General features: G+C 58.0%; 18 protein-coding genes. 11 read left to right on the top strand and 7 right to left on the bottom strand.

The features are described 5' to 3' along the window. Window positions 1-6: 6 nt before the first annotated feature. From ugpE to rsmI, 6 genes are all read right to left on the bottom strand, one after another. A complete protein-coding gene (gene ugpE / locus JZY08_RS15065; RefSeq protein ID WP_035241493.1) occupies window positions 7-849 on the bottom strand; it encodes a sn-glycerol-3-phosphate ABC transporter permease UgpE in 843 nt (280 codons plus the stop codon). A gap of 11 nt (window positions 850-860) precedes the next feature. Then, a complete protein-coding gene (locus tag JZY08_RS15060) occupies window positions 861-1,835 on the bottom strand; it encodes an ABC transporter permease subunit (protein WP_175414386.1) in 975 nt (324 codons plus the stop codon). Window positions 1,836-1,918: 83 nt separating this feature from the next. Then, complete coding sequence (locus JZY08_RS15055) at window positions 1,919-3,217, bottom strand: extracellular solute-binding protein (protein WP_216330575.1); 1,299 nt, start codon at window positions 3,215-3,217, stop codon at window positions 1,919-1,921. Window positions 3,218-3,333: 116 nt separating this feature from the next. Next, complete coding sequence (locus JZY08_RS15050) at window positions 3,334-3,909, bottom strand: sugar O-acetyltransferase (RefSeq protein WP_216330574.1); 576 nt, start codon at window positions 3,907-3,909, stop codon at window positions 3,334-3,336. A 14-nt stretch (window positions 3,910-3,923) separates the two neighbouring features. Then, the gene (locus JZY08_RS15045) at window positions 3,924-4,292 is read right to left on the bottom strand and encodes a YraN family protein (RefSeq protein ID WP_216330573.1); all 369 of its coding nucleotides are present in this window, start codon (window positions 4,290-4,292) and stop codon (window positions 3,924-3,926) included. Beyond that, window positions 4,282-5,223, bottom strand: coding sequence for a 16S rRNA (cytidine(1402)-2'-O)-methyltransferase (gene rsmI / locus JZY08_RS15040; protein WP_216330572.1), 942 nt, complete (start codon window positions 5,221-5,223; stop codon window positions 4,282-4,284). Before rsmI ends, JZY08_RS15045 begins: the two co-directional genes overlap by 11 nt. 266 nt (window positions 5,224-5,489) lie before the next feature. Here rsmI and dnaN point away from each other — a divergent pair, with 266 nt between their 5' ends. The 7 genes from dnaN (at window position 5,490) to JZY08_RS15005 (ending at window position 10,724) form a co-directional block, all read left to right on the top strand. Beyond that, complete coding sequence (gene dnaN, locus JZY08_RS15035) at window positions 5,490-6,608, top strand: DNA polymerase III subunit beta (RefSeq protein WP_035241489.1); 1,119 nt, start codon at window positions 5,490-5,492, stop codon at window positions 6,606-6,608. A 195-nt stretch (window positions 6,609-6,803) separates the two neighbouring features. Then, on the top strand, window positions 6,804-7,397 hold the full coding sequence (pmtA, locus tag JZY08_RS15030; protein ID WP_216330571.1) for a phospholipid N-methyltransferase PmtA: 594 nt from the start codon (window positions 6,804-6,806) through the stop codon (window positions 7,395-7,397). A 96-nt stretch (window positions 7,398-7,493) separates the two neighbouring features. Next, window positions 7,494-8,090, top strand: a complete 597-nt coding sequence (locus JZY08_RS15025; RefSeq protein WP_216330570.1) for a histidine phosphatase family protein — start codon at window positions 7,494-7,496, stop codon at window positions 8,088-8,090. A gap of 4 nt (window positions 8,091-8,094) precedes the next feature. After that, window positions 8,095-8,802 (top strand): orotidine-5'-phosphate decarboxylase, encoded by a 708-nt coding sequence (pyrF, locus tag JZY08_RS15020; RefSeq protein ID WP_035219303.1) that lies wholly within the window; start codon window positions 8,095-8,097, stop codon window positions 8,800-8,802. 17 nt (window positions 8,803-8,819) lie between these two features. After that, window positions 8,820-9,107: a DUF1330 domain-containing protein gene (locus tag JZY08_RS15015; protein WP_035219305.1), complete on the top strand. Its 288-nt coding sequence runs from the start codon at window positions 8,820-8,822 to the stop codon at window positions 9,105-9,107. Window positions 9,108-9,240: 133 nt separating this feature from the next. Next, complete coding sequence (locus JZY08_RS15010) at window positions 9,241-10,221, top strand: complex I NDUFA9 subunit family protein (RefSeq protein ID WP_216330569.1); 981 nt, start codon at window positions 9,241-9,243, stop codon at window positions 10,219-10,221. Window positions 10,222-10,568: 347 nt separating this feature from the next. Then, complete coding sequence (locus JZY08_RS15005) at window positions 10,569-10,724, top strand: hypothetical protein (protein ID WP_004439462.1); 156 nt, start codon at window positions 10,569-10,571, stop codon at window positions 10,722-10,724. 103 nt (window positions 10,725-10,827) lie between these two features. Here the strand turns inward: JZY08_RS15005 and JZY08_RS15000 are convergent, their stop codons facing one another. Beyond that, window positions 10,828-11,634 carry an undecaprenyl-diphosphate phosphatase gene (locus JZY08_RS15000; RefSeq protein ID WP_035219310.1) on the bottom strand — a complete coding sequence of 269 codons (807 nt, stop codon included), beginning with the start codon at window positions 11,632-11,634 and terminating at the stop codon, window positions 10,828-10,830. A gap of 158 nt (window positions 11,635-11,792) precedes the next feature. On the opposite strand from JZY08_RS15000, the gene JZY08_RS14995 reads away from it, so the two are divergent. The 4 genes from JZY08_RS14995 to JZY08_RS14980 all read left to right on the top strand — a co-directional run bounded on the left by JZY08_RS14995 (window position 11,793) and on the right by JZY08_RS14980 (window position 15,388). Next, on the top strand, window positions 11,793-12,485 hold the full coding sequence (locus JZY08_RS14995) for a glutathione S-transferase family protein (RefSeq protein WP_035219312.1): 693 nt from the start codon (window positions 11,793-11,795) through the stop codon (window positions 12,483-12,485). Window positions 12,486-12,563: 78 nt separating this feature from the next. After that, a complete protein-coding gene (queG, locus tag JZY08_RS14990; RefSeq protein ID WP_216331571.1) occupies window positions 12,564-13,715 on the top strand; it encodes a tRNA epoxyqueuosine(34) reductase QueG in 1,152 nt (383 codons plus the stop codon). Between the two features lie 3 nt (window positions 13,716-13,718). Beyond that, the gene (locus tag JZY08_RS14985; RefSeq protein ID WP_216330568.1) at window positions 13,719-14,591 is read left to right on the top strand and encodes an SDR family oxidoreductase; all 873 of its coding nucleotides are present in this window, start codon (window positions 13,719-13,721) and stop codon (window positions 14,589-14,591) included. 428 nt (window positions 14,592-15,019) lie between these two features. Beyond that, window positions 15,020-15,388 (top strand): septal ring lytic transglycosylase RlpA family protein, encoded by a 369-nt coding sequence (locus JZY08_RS14980; RefSeq protein WP_035219318.1) that lies wholly within the window; start codon window positions 15,020-15,022, stop codon window positions 15,386-15,388. Window positions 15,389-15,435 lie beyond the last annotated feature (47 nt).

The raw sequence follows: 15,435 nt of genomic DNA, 5'->3' as shown, positions 1-15,435 counted from the left end.
GTCTCCTTATTTGTCGCTCTCGGTGAGGCCCTTGATGAACCAGCGCTGGAAGATCACGACGATCAACACAGGCGGCAGCATGGCCAGAACGGCAAGCGCGAAAGCTTCGTTGTAATCGGGAATTTGTGAACCGACCCAGACCTGCAGGATCGACTTGATGCCGCGCATCAGGGTGAAGAAACTCTCATCCGTCGTCATCAGCATGGGCCAGAGATACTGGTTCCAGCCGTAAACGAACATGATGATGAAGATCGCCGCCATCATGGTGCGAGAAAGCGGGATGATCACATCGATGAAGAATTTCACCGGACCCGCGCCGTCTATGCGGGCCGCCTCCAGCAACTCCTCCGGGATGGATTTGAAGAACTGCCTGAAATAGAAGGTGCCTGTCGCAGACGCCAGAAGCGGTACGATGAGCCCGGTATAGGAGTTCAGGAGCCCGAGTTTGCTCATCACCTCGTAGGACGGCATGATGCGCACTTCGAGCGGCAGAAGCAGCGTGGTGAAAATGATCCAGAAGGCGAGCGTCGCAAACCGGAAGCGGAAGTAGACGATCGCATAGGCCGCCGTCATCGACAGGACGATCTTGCCGACGGCAAAACCGATACCGAGGATCAACGAATTGAGCACCATGTTGAGGCCGGTGATCTGCCCGGTGAAACCGCCCTTCTGCGTCAGAACCTTCTCATAGGTTTCAACGAAATTATCGCCGGGAAGGATTGCCAGACCGCTGCGGTGAATTTCCGCAGCAGTGTGGGTTGACGTCATGAATGCCACGACGACCGGCAAGATCAGGAACAGCGCGCCGATGATCAGCACCAGATGATCGAGGGGTTTTGTCTTGTACATCGTCTTTTCCCTCAATTGTAATGGATGCGCTTCTCGATGAAGCGGAACTGGATGATGGTGAGGACGAAGACGACCAGCATCAGGATGACGGACTGGGCCGAGGAGCCGCCGATGTCATTGCCGCGGAAACCGTCGAGAAACACCTTGTAGACCAGGGTGATCGGGTTGTTGGCCGCCTTGTCCTTTACCATCACGTCGATGACACCGAACGTATCGAACAGGGAATAGGTGATGTTGATGATGAGCAGGAAGAAGGCTGTGGGCGCCAGAAGCGGCATGATGACCGTCCAGAACCGGCGAAAACCCGAGCGGCAGTCGATGGCGGCAGCCTCACGCACGGCGACGGAGACACCCTGCAAGCCGGACAGGAAGAAGATGAAATTGTAAGGAATCTGCTTCCAGACAGCGACGACCACCATGGCGAAAGCCGTATCGAAATAATTGAGTCCGACTTTCATGTCCCAACCGAGCATCGCGGCCATCTTGACGAAAGGCCCGATATGCTGGTCGAAGAACATCATGCCGATGAGGCCCGCGACCGGCGGCGCAATGGCATAGACGGAAATAAGCACCGTCTTGTAGGTCGAACTGCCGCGAATGACGGCATCGGCCTTGACGGCGAGCAGCAGGCCAAGCGCCAGCGAGAAGAAGGTCACCAGCACGGTGAAGATGACCGTGAACTTGGCGATGCTGAGATATTCCGGATTGAATATCGCGTCCGAATAATTGGCGAACCCGACAAAAGAGGCGCCGAAGCCGAAAGGGTCTTCAATATAGAACGATGAATGCACGGCCTGAACGGAAGGCCAGTAAAAGAAGATGAAAATCACCGCCAGTTGCGGCGCCAGAAACAGATAGGGCACGAAGGACGAGGAGAACTGCACGCGCTTCATGCCGGCTTCGGCGGCGCTGACGGGTTTTCCAGCCTTTGCGGACCGGCCGGACAAAAACCGGGCCAGACGCGGTTGAGACGATGTATAGGCCAAGCTTGCGCCTCCTTATCCAGAAGCGAGCCTCCCTTCCGTTGGAAAGGAGGCTCGACAACGATCATTGGTTTCGAAAAGATCGATCAGCCGGCCGTCTTGGCGAAACGGGCCAGAAGGTCATTGCCTTCCTTCTCGATGATGTCGAAGGCGTCCTTCGGCGTGACTTCGCCGGAGAAGATGCGGTTGTATTCACGTTCCATAATGGCGCGGATCTGCGGGTAGAAACCGAGGCGGTAACCCTTGGACCATTCGCCGCCCGGCAGCGACAGCTGCTGGATGCCAACTTCGGCAATCGGCTTTTCCTTGTAGAAGCCTTCAGCCTTGGCCTTTTCGTAAGCGGCCTTGGTGATGGCGACGTAACCGGTTGCCTTGTGGTAGAAGACCTGGATTTCCGGCGAGGTCAGGAACTGGAAGAAGTCAGCCACGCACTTGTTTTCGGCTTCAGACTTGCCCGACATTGCGAAGAGAGCAGCACCACCGATGAAGGAGTTGGTGCCGGCACCCTTGATGGAGCCCCAGTAGGGAAGGAAGGTTGCCGAGAACGGCATGGTCGCCGTCTTCTGCAGGCCGCCGAACGAACCCGAAGAACCGATCCAGAAAGCAACCTTGCCTTCTTCGAAGGGCTTCTGGTTGTCGTTCCAGCCGGCGCCGTAATAAGCGAACAGGCCCTTGTCCTTCCAGTCCTTCAGCTTGTCGAACATCATGACGAGGTTCGGGTCGGTGACCTTGAGCTTGGTGTCGGCAACGCTGTCGTAACCGTTATTGTTGGTTGCGAACTGGATGTTGTTGCGGGAGAAGAAGTTCTCCGTGAACTGCCAGGTGAGCTGCGACTGGACGAGCGGGATGTAACCGGCTTCCTTCAGCTTCGGCGCAACCTGCTCGAACTCTTCCCAGGTCTTCGGAGCCTCGACGCCGGCCTTTTTCAGGGCTTCGTCGTTAACGTACATGATCGGCGCGGAAGAGTTGAACGGCATGCCGACGAACTTGCCGTCAGCGGCAGCGTAGAAATAACGCACACCGTTGATGAAGGCGTCACGGTCGAACTTGTAACCGGCCTTGTTGATGAGGTCTTCAGCAGGAATGACAGCGCCCTTGGCGTTGATGATGGTGGCAGCGCCAGCATCGAAAACCTGGAGGATGTTCGGCTGTTCGCCCGAACGGAAGGCGGCGATGCCGCTTGCCAGCGCTTCTTCGTAGGAGCCCTTGGAAACGGGCGTCAGCGCGCATTCCTTCTGGGCTTCGTTGAACTTCTGGGAAACTTCGTTGATGACTTCGCCGTTGCGGCCACCCATGCCGTGCCACCAGGTGATGTTGGTTGCAGCCATGGAAGATGTAGCCGAAATGCTGACGGCCACCGCGGCCATGGAAATCTTCTTCAACATAATTTTGTCCTCTCCGCCAGTTAATGGGGTGAGGATGCGAATAGAGACGTTCCGTGACGCCTCTTTAACAGTTCCATGTCAGATTTGTTACAGACCCACGATTAGGGTCCGTCGCCTCAAAAACGGATGCCTCGGGCGTCTTTTCTCTTTATCGGACGGGCGGGATTTCCCACCACGGTCGCGCCTGGCGGAACATCCCGCGTCACAACCGAACCGGCACCGACAATCGCGCCATCGCCAATGGTGATGCCGGCCAGCAGGATCGCCCCGCCGCCGATCCACACATCACGGCCAATCGTCACGGGTTTTGCGATTTCAATGCCCTGCGAACGCGGAACCGGGTCCAGATGGTGTTCGGCGCAGTAGATCTGCACGGCGGGTCCCAGCATCGAACCATCGCCTATCGACACCTTTGCGGAATCCAGGATCGTGCAGCCGGTATTGAGATAGACGTTTTGACCAAGGTTGATGTTGAAGCCGTAAGCACAATGAAACGGCGCTTCAATAAATGCCCCTTCCCCGCTGGCAGCAAAGAGCGCACCCAGCAGTGGCGCCATGGTTCCGCGCTCGTCCGGCGGCATGGTATTATGCTGGTGAACCGCACGCCGGGCGCGAGAACGCAGCACATCCAGCTCGGCATCCATGCAGCTGTACCATTCGCCTGCGGCCATTTTTTCCCGCTCGGTCGGCATAGTGTTTCTCCCCTTCAAAATGCGTCGATGAAATGCTTAGGCAGGCGTCGCGGCAGAACGGCGACGATATCGAAACGTAGCGAAAATCGCCCTGCATCCCTGCGCCGGGACAGCCAGAGATCGGCCGCCGCCCGGATGCGCTGCTGCGAACACCAGCCGACGGCGTCGACCGCGTCTTCGGCGGATGATCGCGCCTTGACCTCGACGATGGCGACGACATCCTTCTTGCGGGCGATGAGATCAATTTCCCCAAGTCGGGTGCGGTATCGAATGGCGAGGATGCGATAGCCTCTCAACAGCAGATAGAGCGCGGCCCAATATTCCGCGGCGTGGCCGCGTCGCTCGGCCTTTCGTCTTTTGCTGTTTCGCCCGTCAGCGGCCATCCGCGTCCTTCATATCCAGCAGCCGCTGATAGAGCTCCTTGCGCGGCAGGCCCGTCAGCTTCGACGCCTCTGCAGCGGCCTTGGCAGCAGGCATCGTCGTGACGAGATCCTTCAACAGCTTCTCGACATCCTCGATATCGGGAATTTCATCATAGGAGGGGGGCTCCACCAGAAGCACGATCTCGCCCTTCACCACGCGGTCGCCATCGTAATAATCCGCAAGTTCACCCAGCGTACCACGACGGAACTCCTCGAAAGTCTTGGTCAGTTCGCGACAAACCACGGCGCGACGGTCGCGGCCGAGCACTTCCGACGCCACCTTCAAAGAGGTGCCGATGCGGCGCGGCGATTCAAAGAAGATCAGGGTGGCCGGAATTTTCGCAAGTTCGGCAAAACGGTCGCGCTTGCCGCGATCCTTCACCGGCAGGAAGCCCGCGAACAGAAAGGCGTCGCTCGGCATGCCCGACCCGACAAGGGCGGCAAGCGGTGCGGACGCACCCGGCACCGGTACGACGCGATGACCGGCCTCGAGCGCAAGCTGACCCAGACGATAACCGGGATCGGAGACGAGCGGCGTTCCGGCGTCCGACACCAACGCCACGGACTTTCCAGCCTCAAGCGCCGCGATGAGCTTGGGACCAGCCTCGTTCGCATTATGCTCATGATAGGAAAGCGGGCGCGTGCGAATACCGTAACGTTCGAGCAGGATGCGTGTGACGCGGGTATCCTCGCAGGCGAGAACATCGGCGGATGCCAGTGTTTCCAGGGCCCTGATGGTGATGTCACCCAGATTGCCGATGGGTGTGGCGACGAGATAAAGCGCCGATTCCAGCGGCCGTGCCGGAATAGAGGCAGTGCCGATCCTGAAGCCCTTTATTGCCTGTCCTGCGTCGCTGTTCGATGTTTCTTCCGTCACACGGCTTCCAATCATTCCGGCCGATCATTCCCGGCCATCGCTCCATTTTCGCCCCTTTATGGGCAATAGAAAAGCGGCGAACAAGGTCCACGGGCGGCCATAGCCTGTGGATCATGCTGTATAGCAGCAAAATGACCGGCGGCAGATGCACTCGGCTCTTGCATTTTCTGCAATAACTCTGCCATTTTGCCCGTCCACATTATCCGGCTTTTGGGCCGGTCAAGACTCTTCTTATCGATCCGGCGGTGGCCGGTTCGCAACGGTTGAAAGCGGTAGCGTCCATGCGTATTACTCTTGAGCGGTCGAACCTTCTTAAATCGCTGAACCACGTTCACAGGGTTGTCGAGCGTCGCAACACGATCCCGATCCTGTCCAACGTCCTCTTGCGCGCTTCCGGCGCCAATCTGGACATGAAGGCAACCGACCTCGATCTCGAAATCACCGAAGCGACACCGGCCATGGTGGAGCAGGCAGGCGCCACCACCGTGCCGGCGCATCTGCTTTATGAAATCGTGCGCAAGCTGCCGGATGGTTCCGAAGTGCTTCTGGCGACCAACCCTGATGGCTCGACGATGACGGTTGCCTCCGGCCGTTCGAAATTCTCGCTGCAATGCCTGCCGGAAACCGACTTCCCGGATCTGACCGCCGGCACCTTCAGCCACACTTTCAAACTGAAGGCGACCGATCTGAAGATGCTGATCGACCGGACGCAATTTGCGATTTCGACCGAAGAGACCCGGTATTACCTGAACGGCATCTTCTTCCACACCATCGAAAGCAATGGCGAGCTGAAACTGCGCGCCGTCGCAACCGACGGCCACCGCCTGGCGCGCGCCGATGTGGATGCGCCCTCCGGTTCCGAAGGCATGCCGGGCATCATCATTCCGCGCAAGACCGTCGGCGAGTTGCAGAAGCTGATGGACAATCCGGAACTGGAAGTCACCGTTGAGGTCTCGGATGCGAAAATCCGCCTGACCATCGGCTCGGTCGTTTTGACCTCGAAGCTGATCGACGGCACTTTCCCCGATTATCAGCGCGTCATCCCCACCGGCAACGACAAGGAAATGCGCGTCGATTGCCAGACCTTCGCGCGGGCCGTCGACCGTGTGTCGACCATCTCTTCAGAGCGCGGCCGCGCCGTGAAGCTGGCGCTGACAGATGGCCAGCTGACACTGACGGTCAACAATCCGGACTCGGGAAGTGCGACGGAAGAAGTGGCTGTCGGTTATGATAATGATTCGATGGAAATCGGCTTCAATGCAAAATATCTCCTCGACATCACCTCGCAGCTTTCCGGCGATGACGCGATTTTCCTCCTGGCGGATGCCGGCTCGCCGACGCTGGTTCGCGACACGGCTGGTGACGATGCGCTTTACGTTCTGATGCCGATGCGCGTTTAAAGCGCCTCGATTTTCTTCAATCCAATCAAAAACGCCGGTGGATCGCTTCACCGGCGTTTTTGATTCTGCGCAGACGACTTTCGAGCCGAATGTGAATTTTTCCAATTACGACATTTTGCCTTGTTTTTGCGCCAAATGGGATCAACAGTACGTAACCGTTTTTTGACAATGACCAAAATGTATCCGAGGGGAATTATGGCACTTAACCTGAAGCAACGCCTTGAACAGAAATTCGAGGAAGAAATCCGTTTTTTCAAGGGCATGGTCAGCCAGCCAAAGAAAGTCGGAGCCATCGTCCCGACATCATCCATCACGGCGAAAAAAATGGCGAGTGTCATCAATCCCCATTCCGGTCTTCCAGTTCTTGAGCTCGGGCCTGGCACCGGCGTCATCACCAAGGCCATTCTGGCGCGCGGCATCAAGCCGGAAAACCTGACGGCCATCGAATATTCGACGGATTTCTACAATCAGCTTCTCAGAAGCTATCCGGGCGTCAATTTCGTCAATGGCGACGCCTTTGATCTCGATGCGACGCTCGGCGAACACAAGGGCCAGATGTTCGACAGCGTCATTTCCGCCGTGCCGATGCTGAATTTCCCGATGGCCGCCCGCATCAAGCTTCTCGACGAATTGCTGAAACGCGTGCCGCACGGCCGCCCCGTCGTGCAGATATCCTACGGCGCCATTTCCCCGATCGTCGCGCAGCCGCATCTCTACCATATCCGCCATTTCGATTTCATCGTACGCAATATTCCGCCGGCGCAATTGTGGACCTATACGCGGGCCTGACCGCGCGGCAGAATGGGCAAGACCGTCATTTCCCGGTCGTGACGGATGGTTAGGGTTTAGAATTACCCTTTCCATCGCCATCAAGGACCGATTTTAATGCATGCGCTCTACATCACCCATCCCCAGGTCAGGATCGATCCGGCGGTTCCCGTTCCCGAGTGGGGACTTTCTGACATCGGTGCCGAGCGGGTGCGGGAGGCGAGCCGCCTGCCCTGGGCGCACGCATTGGGGCGCATCGTCTCCAGTGCCGAAACCAAGGCGATCGAAACCGCCCGCATCCTTTCCCAGACATCCGGTGCGGCAATAGACATCATTGAGACGATGCATGAAAACGACCGGTCGGCCACTGGTTTCCTGCCGCCACCGGAGTTCGAGAAAGCGGCGGACTGGTTCTTCGCACATCCGCAGAAAAGTTTTCACGGCTGGGAAAGGGCAATCGATGCGCAAGCGCGGATTGTCGATGCTGTCAGAGCCGTTCTCGACCGGCACGACCCGCAGCAGCCGATCGCCTTTGTCGGCCATGGTGGCGTAGGCACACTTCTCAAATGCCATATTGAAGGCCGCGGCATCAGCCGCAGCAAGGACCAGCCGCCCGGCGGCGGTAATCTTTTCCGCTTTTCCATCGCCGACTTTTCTCTTGCAGCCGCGTCCCCCACATGCGACTGGACGGCAATGGAAACATGGCAGGGATAAGACAATGACCGCGCGCGAAAAACTCATCGTCGGGCTCGATGTTCCGACTGTGCAGCAGGCCGAAGACATCGTGTCGAAAATCGGCGACGAGGTTCTGTTCTACAAGATCGGCTATCAGCTGGTTTTCGCTGGCGGCCTCGAATTCGCGCGTGACCTTGTCCAGAGCGGCAAGAAAGTCTTTCTCGACATGAAGCTGCTCGATATCGACAATACCGTCGCCTCCGGTGTCGAAAACATCGCCCGCATGGGCATGTCGATGCTGACCCTGCATGCCTATCCCAAAGCGATGCGCGCCGCTGTCAAGGCTGCCGAAGGCTCCGGCCTCTGCCTATTGGGCGTCACCGTGCTGACTTCGATGGACGACACCGACCTTGCTGAGGCCGGTTACGCCGCGGATGCCCGTTCGCTCGTATTGCGCCGGGCGCAACAGGCGCGCGAAGCGGGCATGGGCGGCATCGTCTGTTCGGCGGAGGAATCGACCGCCGTGCGCGAAATCCTCGGCCCTGATCTTGCCGTCGTCACCCCCGGCATTCGCCCTGCCGGCGCAGATCTCGGCGATCAGAAGCGGGTGATGACGCCTTACGACGCCATCAAGGCCGGTTCGAGCCATCTGGTCGTCGCCCGCCCGATCGTCAGGGCGGAGGACCCGAAGGCGGCGGCCCGCGCCATTCTGGATGACATGCTGCGCGCCAGCTTTCCGGCCAATCAATAACGACAGGAGGAGACGTCATGCCCAAGGGATATTGGATCGCCCGCGTCGATGTGCGCGACAGCGAGCGCTACAAGGATTATGTCACGACGGCGAAACCTGCTTTCGAGCGGTTCGGCGCCAATTTCCTGGCCCGTGGCGGCGCCTTGACCGAGCTGGAAGGCAAGGCGCGTGCGCGCAATGTCGTCATCGAGTTCCCCTCCGTGCAACACGCCATCGATTGTTACAATTCGCCCGAATACCAGGCTGCAGCCAAAATCCGCCAGGAAATTGCGGATGCGGAGATGATGATCGTCGAGGGAATTTGACGGTCGTCAACCGCATTTCCAAAACCGGCCCCAAAACTAGACCCGGGCTGCACGACAACGTCTCTTCACCTGCGCCCGGCTTTGGGCTAAGAGACTGAAAAACGCTTTATCGACAGCTTCTGAGGAGCCTCCCATGACCTTGGCCAACCTTCCACCCCTCGTCACCGTTTTCGGCGGTTCGGGTTTTGTCGGGCGCCATGTCGTGAGAATGCTCGCCAAGCGCGGTTACCGCATCCGTGTCGCCGTGCGCCGTCCCGATCTTGCAGGCTTCCTGCAGCCGCTCGGCAATGTCGGTCAGATTTCCTTTGCGCAGGCCAATCTGCGTTATCGCGATTCCGTCGTCAAAGCCGTCGAAGACGCCGACCATGTGGTCAATTGCGTCGGCATTCTGACTGAAAGCGGCCGCAACACCTTCGACGCCGTGCAGGAATTCGGTGCGAAGGCCATTGCCGAAGCCGCCCGCGATGCAGGCGCTACGCTGACTCATATCTCCGCTATCGGCGCGGAAGCGGGCTCGTCGACCGGTTACAGCCGCACCAAAGGCCGCGCAGAAGCCGCCATTCATTCCATCCTGCCCGGCGCGGTTATCCTGCGTCCATCGATCATTTTTGGCCCTGAAGACGATTTCTTCAACAAATTCGCCAAGATGGCGCGTGGCCTACCCTTCCTGCCGTTGATCGGCGAGGGAAAAACAAAGTTCCAGCCGGTCTATGTCGAGGATGTCGCCGTGGCCGTGGCCCGCAGCGTCGATGGCAAGCTAAAGCCCGGCGCCATCTACGAACTCGGCGGTCAGGATGTGATGACATTCCGCGACTGTCTCGAGGCGGTTCTCGCTGCAACCTATCGCCAGCGTCCTTTCGTCAATCTGCCTTTCGGCATTGCCTCAATGATCGCCAAGGTCACATCGCTGGTGCCGCTCATCGCACCGCCGCTGACGGTTGATCAGGTAACCATGCTGAAAAAGGACAATGTCGTTTCCGCAGACGCGGAAAAGAACGGCCTGACGCTGGAAGGTATCGGCATCACACCTGTTCGTGTCGCTTCCGTCCTGCCGTCCTACATGGTGCAATATCGTCCGCACGGCCAGTTCTCAAACGCAGGCAAGGCGGCCTGAGGCTCCCTCGGATACCAGCGATCTAAACGAAAGCGGGAGCCATTCCCGCTTTTTGTTTTTGCGCAATTCAATCGCAACCAAACCGCTATTTGTGCATTTCCCCCTCAACTAAAGGGGATGTGTACAATCGACTAAAGCTGCTTTGAAAAGCCGGGTAAAATTTAGCGGCCATCTGGCCTCCACACGCAAGCGTGGCACAAGCGCAACTGTGGAAAAGACTTCGCATTAACCCGGTATTCAGCAAGCCGCTTTATTGATAATGGCCACATTCCAAACATATCCAGAACCCTCACTTCACACACGGCGGCGTAATCCGCGCGAACGAACGTCTGAAAGGCAATAATAAAATGGGCAGATCTATCGCACTCTTTTTTGCGTGTGCGGCTTTGGTGGTTCTGGCGGGTTCTTTCATGGCGCCGGGAACGGTGGCAGCGGGCAAGAGCGGTTGCGCTCCCGCTTATGGCGTCGACCCCTGCGCAACGGCTTCGATCAGCACCAACTGATCGGCCTTTGAGAGTTTCAAAGAAAAAGCGCCTCCGGTTCTCCGGGGCGCTTTTTCGTTTTCAGTCCGGCCATTCAAAATGGCCGGCTATTTCTAAAATCGGCTCAACCAAAGATCAGAAGTGCTATCAGGCCGAGCGAACCGATGACGATGCGCCACCAGGCAAAAGGCGCAAAACCCCGTCGCGAGACGAAGTCCAGCAACGAGCGAACGACGAAGAGGCCGGAGACGAATGCGGCGATGAAGCCGACGGCAATCAGCGCGCCATCATCGAAACTCAGCGCGTCGCGGTTCTTGTAGAGATCGAGAGTAAAAGCGCCGAGCATGGTCGGCATCGCCAGGAAAAACGAAAATTCGGCGGCGGAGCGCTTGTCGGTGCCCATCAGCAGCGATCCGACGATCGTGGCGCCGGAACGGGATGTGCCGGGAATCATGGCAAGGCACTGGAATAGGCCGATCTTGAAGGCAAGCGACGGCGGATAGTCCATGATGTCGGTATATTTCGGTTTCAGCGGCATCCGATCGACCGCGAGCAATATGACGCCGCCTATAATCAAGACGACGCAGATAAGCATTGGCGTTTCGAACAGCACCGTCTTGATGAAATCATGCGCCAGCGCCCCGATGACCGCCGCCGGCAGGAAGGCTAAAGCGACGGCCAGCACGAAGCGGCGCGCCTTGGCACTTGTCGGCAAAGCGAGCGCTATCGACACAAGCTTTTGAAAATACACAAGAAGGATGGCAAGGATCGCGCCGAGCTGGATGAGGACGGCAAAGGTGTTGCCCGGCGATTTGAAGCCGAGGAAATGGCCGGCCAGCAGGACATGCGCCGTTGAGGAGACGGGAATGAACTCCGTCAGACCCTCGATAATACCCAGCAGAAGCGCGCTGATGATCGATTGGTCACCCATGAGGTATCCTTTTTTTCAGGGGGAAGCGGCAATGGAAAGCAATTGCGTTAAACTTGTTTTAAAGTAGCCAAGCTCTTATAGCGTCTTGATGAAGCGAAACTGAAAAAGTTTTCCGGCAAATGCCGATCATGACAACCAATCGTAAAAATTGAGTACCGATGCCAACTCTCTATCATTCTCCGATGTCGACCGCATCCCGGTTCGTTCGTCTGATCCTTTCGGAATACGGGTTCCAGACCGATCTCGTCGAGGAGCAGCCGTGGGAAAGAAGGCGGGAGTTTCTGGCGCTCAATCCGGCGGGCACGCTGCCGGTCTATCTGGATGATAACATGCGCTCCCTCAGCGGCCCTTATGTGCTTGCCGAGTTTCTCGACGAAACGCACGGGGTCTTGAAGCGCGACAGGCGGTTGCTGGCGGAAGACCCGTTTCAGCGCGCGGAAATCCGCCGCCTGACGGAATGGTTCCTGCAGAAGATGGAAAATGACGTGACCCGGCCGCTGGTGCGGGAGCGGGTCTATAAGTTGCAGATGACGGCCGCGCAGGGTGGCGGGCCGCCGGATTCCAAGCTTCTGCGCACCGCGCGCAACAATATCCGCCAGCACATCAAATATCTGGAATGGCTGGCGGGTTCGCGCACCTGGCTTGCCGGCGACCGGCTGAGCTATGCCGATCTTGCCGCCGCCGCCGGTGTTTCGGTGCTGGATTATCTCGGTGAGATCAACTGGCTTGAAGCACCCATCGCCAAGGAATGGTACCAGCGGCTGAAATCGCGCCCGTCCTTCCGGCCGTTCCTCAGCGAGCGCATTCCGCGCCTCGCCCCCTCCTCCCACTACGCCGATCTGGATTTCTAGGTTCCGGTCTTCCGGTTATTTGCTGCGGCGCGCACCAGGCATATATATGTCGCAGAATAACCTGCGGGAGAAACGGCTATCGACGTCGCCAGCGACAAGCAGCGGATACGCGCACGCAAACTGACGGATTTCATTCGTCAGGAAGCGCTTTCGCTCGGCTTTGATCTCTGCCGCATCACGGCGCCGGACAGCATTCCGCTTGCACCGGAACGGCTGAGGCAGTTTCTCGACAAGGGTTACCACGGCACAATGGCGTGGATGGAGGAGACCGAGGCCCGCCGGGCAGAGCCGAAAACGCTGTGGGGTGACGTGCGCTCCATCGTCATGTTCGGGCTGAACTATGGTCCCGAGGAAGACCCGCGCGGTGTACTTTCGAAACCCGACAAGGCCGCTATTTCGGTCTATGCCCGTAATCGCGACTATCATGACGTTATCAAGGGGCGGCTGAAGGAAATCGCCACCCGGTTTGCAGCGCGCGCCGGCGAGGATGTGAAGGTCTTCGTCGACACTGCCCCTGTCATGGAAAAGCCGCTAGCCGCAGCAGCCGGCCTCGGCTGGCAGGGCAAGCACACCAATCTGGTGAGCCGCACCCATGGCTCCTGGCTGTTTCTTGGCAGCATGTTCACCACCGCCGAGCTCTGTCTGGATGAGGCCGAGAAGGATCATTGCGGTTCCTGCCGTGCCTGTCTCGACGCCTGTCCGACGGCTGCCTTCCCCGCTCCCTATCAACTGGACGCTCGCCGCTGCATCTCCTACCTCACCATCGAGCACAAGGGGCCGATCCCGCACGAATTTCGGCCGATGATCGGTAACCGCATCTACGGCTGCGACGATTGCCTTGCCGCCTGTCCCTGGAACAAATTCGCGGTCAGCGCCTCCGAGATGAAGCTGCAGGCGCGTGAGGATTTGAAGGAACCCTCCATCGCCTTCCTGCTGACGCTTGACGATGCCGCCTTCCGCAGCTTCTTCAGCGGCTCGCCGGTCAAGCGCATCGGGCGCGCCCGGTTTGTGCGCAATGTGCTGATCGCGGCGGGAAATTCCCGTAACCGGCAATTCGTGGAGCAATGCAAGTCTCTTGCTGAAAAAGACCCTTCGCCGGAGGTGCGCGGCATGGCCGCATGGGCCTTGTCGCAGCTTATGGACAGAGACGAATTCCGTACATACTCTGCCGGGCGCGCGCCGGAGCCTGATCCGGAAGCGGAAATGGAATGGCAACTGGCAGAGGCGTGAACCATGCATGTGATGATTTTCGGCGCGGGATATTCGGGTAAGGCCATCTCAAACGCGCTGAAAACAGAAGCTTCGACCATTTCCGGCACCACACGCAGCGAAGAAAAATTCTCAAGCCTGACGGCCGCGGGGATGACGCCTTTCCTTTTTGACGGCGCCTATCTGAATGACGATCTCATCACCGCCATGGGCAATGTCACCCATCTTGTGCAATCCATCGCACCCGGCAGGGATGGCGACCCGCTGCTTGCGCTTCTGGGCGATGATCTGAAAAGGCACCTTCCTAACCTCAAATGGCTGGCCTATCTTTCCACCATCGGCGTTTATGGCGACCATGACGGCGCCTGGGTAGATGAGGATACACCCTGCCGCCCGGTTTCCGCCCGCTCCGTGGAGCGCTCTGCCGCCGAGACCGCCTGGACTGCCGCCGCTCAAAAGGCGGATGTGCCGCTTGCCACCTTGCGTCTCTCGGGAATTTACGGCCCCGGACGCAATGCCTTCATGAACTTCGAGAAAGGAACGGCGCGAAGGCTGGTAAAAAAAGACCAGGTGTTCAACCGCATCCGGGTCGAGGATATCGGTGCGGCCCTGACCTTCCTGGCGCTCAGAAACGAAAGCGGCGTCTTCAATGTGACGGATGACGAACCCGCTCCGCCGCAGGATGTGGTGAGCTTCGCCGCCACCCTGATGGGCGTCGAGCCGCCGCCCGAACAGGCGTTCGAGACCGCCGATCTGACACCGATGGCCCGCTCCTTTTATGGCGAGAACAAGCGCGTTTCCAACGCCAGGATCAAGCGCCTCGGCTTCGATTTCGGCTTCCCGGACTACAAAATCTCGCTCACCCAATTGTGGAAAAACGGCCTCTGGCGGGGCTGAAAAATCCCCCGACGAAAAGCGATGAAAAATCCTTCCAAACCCGGTTTTGCGGATGGTTTTCGTCGCATTTCAGCCAATTAGGATTTTATTAACCAAACAAAAATCGCTAAAATCATAGTCATTAGAAAAATATTTCACTCACATTTCGTGAAGTGGATTCACGAAGCCGTGACTTGCAATAGCATTTCGATTGAGCGTTGATTCTGCATTATTTTTTCCGAATTGTGACAATGGGGGACAGGCGACGCCTTTCGGGCTAACGATCACGAATATTACAGTCTGTAACAGTTCGTGATTTGAGCTCAGCTTTTTTTCGCCATTTTTCCCTCGCCCTACAATCTCGCATCAAAAGGCGTTCAGGCCAGTTTATGGCCGTTTAGCAAGGGCACAAACAATCGGCGCGGGGCCGATTTTCAGGGAAGCACAGTTTGTTGAATATCCGTCGTATAACTTTCACCGCTGCAACTATAGCCGCCTGTTCCATCATCGCGCCTCTTCAGGCGAATGCGGCAAATGGTTGTGGAGGCGCATCGTGGTATGCGTTGACCTCCAAGACTGCTTCTGGCGAGCGCATGAACGCCGCCAACCTGACCGCAGCCCACCGCTCGCTGCGGTTTGGCACCAAGGTCAAGGTGACGAATGCCCGCAACGGCAAGGCCGTGGTGGTGCGCATCAACGACCGCGGTCCGTTCATCAAGGGCCGCGTTCTCGATCTTTCCAAGGCGGCCGCCAAGAACATCGGCATGATCAGCTCCGGCACCGCCAAGGTCTGCTACGAGATCGTCAAGGCCGATTGAGCCTTGCCCTCGCCGCCATTCGCGTCTACCAACCGGGCTTATCAGCA

Origin of the sequence: Rhizobium sp. X9 (genome assembly GCF_018873185.1) — a bacterium.
GTDB classification, from domain to species: domain Bacteria; phylum Pseudomonadota; class Alphaproteobacteria; order Rhizobiales; family Rhizobiaceae; genus Agrobacterium; species Agrobacterium oryzihabitans.
Note: the sequence above shows the minus strand (reverse complement) of the source record. Positions and strands in the feature narration are given on the sequence as shown.

Excerpts from the sequence above, each read along its gene's own strand:
- JZY08_RS14985 (WP_216330568.1), top strand. The coding sequence starts at position 13,719 with ATGCATGTGATGATTTTCGGCGCGGGATATTCGGGTAAGGCCATCTCA.
- JZY08_RS15045 (WP_216330573.1), bottom strand. The coding sequence starts at position 4,292 with ATGGCCGCTGACGGGCGAAACAGCAAAAGACGAAAGGCCGAGCGACGC.
- rsmI (WP_216330572.1), bottom strand. The coding sequence starts at position 5,223 with ATGATTGGAAGCCGTGTGACGGAAGAAACATCGAACAGCGACGCAGGA.
- JZY08_RS14995 (WP_035219312.1), top strand. The coding sequence starts at position 11,793 with ATGCCAACTCTCTATCATTCTCCGATGTCGACCGCATCCCGGTTCGTT.
- JZY08_RS15055 (WP_216330575.1), bottom strand. The coding sequence starts at position 3,217 with ATGTTGAAGAAGATTTCCATGGCCGCGGTGGCCGTCAGCATTTCGGCT.
- JZY08_RS15015 (WP_035219305.1), top strand. The coding sequence starts at position 8,820 with ATGCCCAAGGGATATTGGATCGCCCGCGTCGATGTGCGCGACAGCGAG.
- JZY08_RS15005 (WP_004439462.1), top strand. The coding sequence starts at position 10,569 with ATGGGCAGATCTATCGCACTCTTTTTTGCGTGTGCGGCTTTGGTGGTT.
- pyrF (WP_035219303.1), top strand. The coding sequence starts at position 8,095 with ATGACCGCGCGCGAAAAACTCATCGTCGGGCTCGATGTTCCGACTGTG.
- ugpE (WP_035241493.1), bottom strand. The coding sequence starts at position 849 with ATGTACAAGACAAAACCCCTCGATCATCTGGTGCTGATCATCGGCGCG.
- JZY08_RS15025 (WP_216330570.1), top strand. The coding sequence starts at position 7,494 with ATGCATGCGCTCTACATCACCCATCCCCAGGTCAGGATCGATCCGGCG.
- JZY08_RS15050 (WP_216330574.1), bottom strand. The coding sequence starts at position 3,909 with ATGCCGACCGAGCGGGAAAAAATGGCCGCAGGCGAATGGTACAGCTGC.
- JZY08_RS15000 (WP_035219310.1), bottom strand. The coding sequence starts at position 11,634 with ATGGGTGACCAATCGATCATCAGCGCGCTTCTGCTGGGTATTATCGAG.
- JZY08_RS15010 (WP_216330569.1), top strand. The coding sequence starts at position 9,241 with ATGACCTTGGCCAACCTTCCACCCCTCGTCACCGTTTTCGGCGGTTCG.
- pmtA (WP_216330571.1), top strand. The coding sequence starts at position 6,804 with ATGGCACTTAACCTGAAGCAACGCCTTGAACAGAAATTCGAGGAAGAA.
- dnaN (WP_035241489.1), top strand. The coding sequence starts at position 5,490 with ATGCGTATTACTCTTGAGCGGTCGAACCTTCTTAAATCGCTGAACCAC.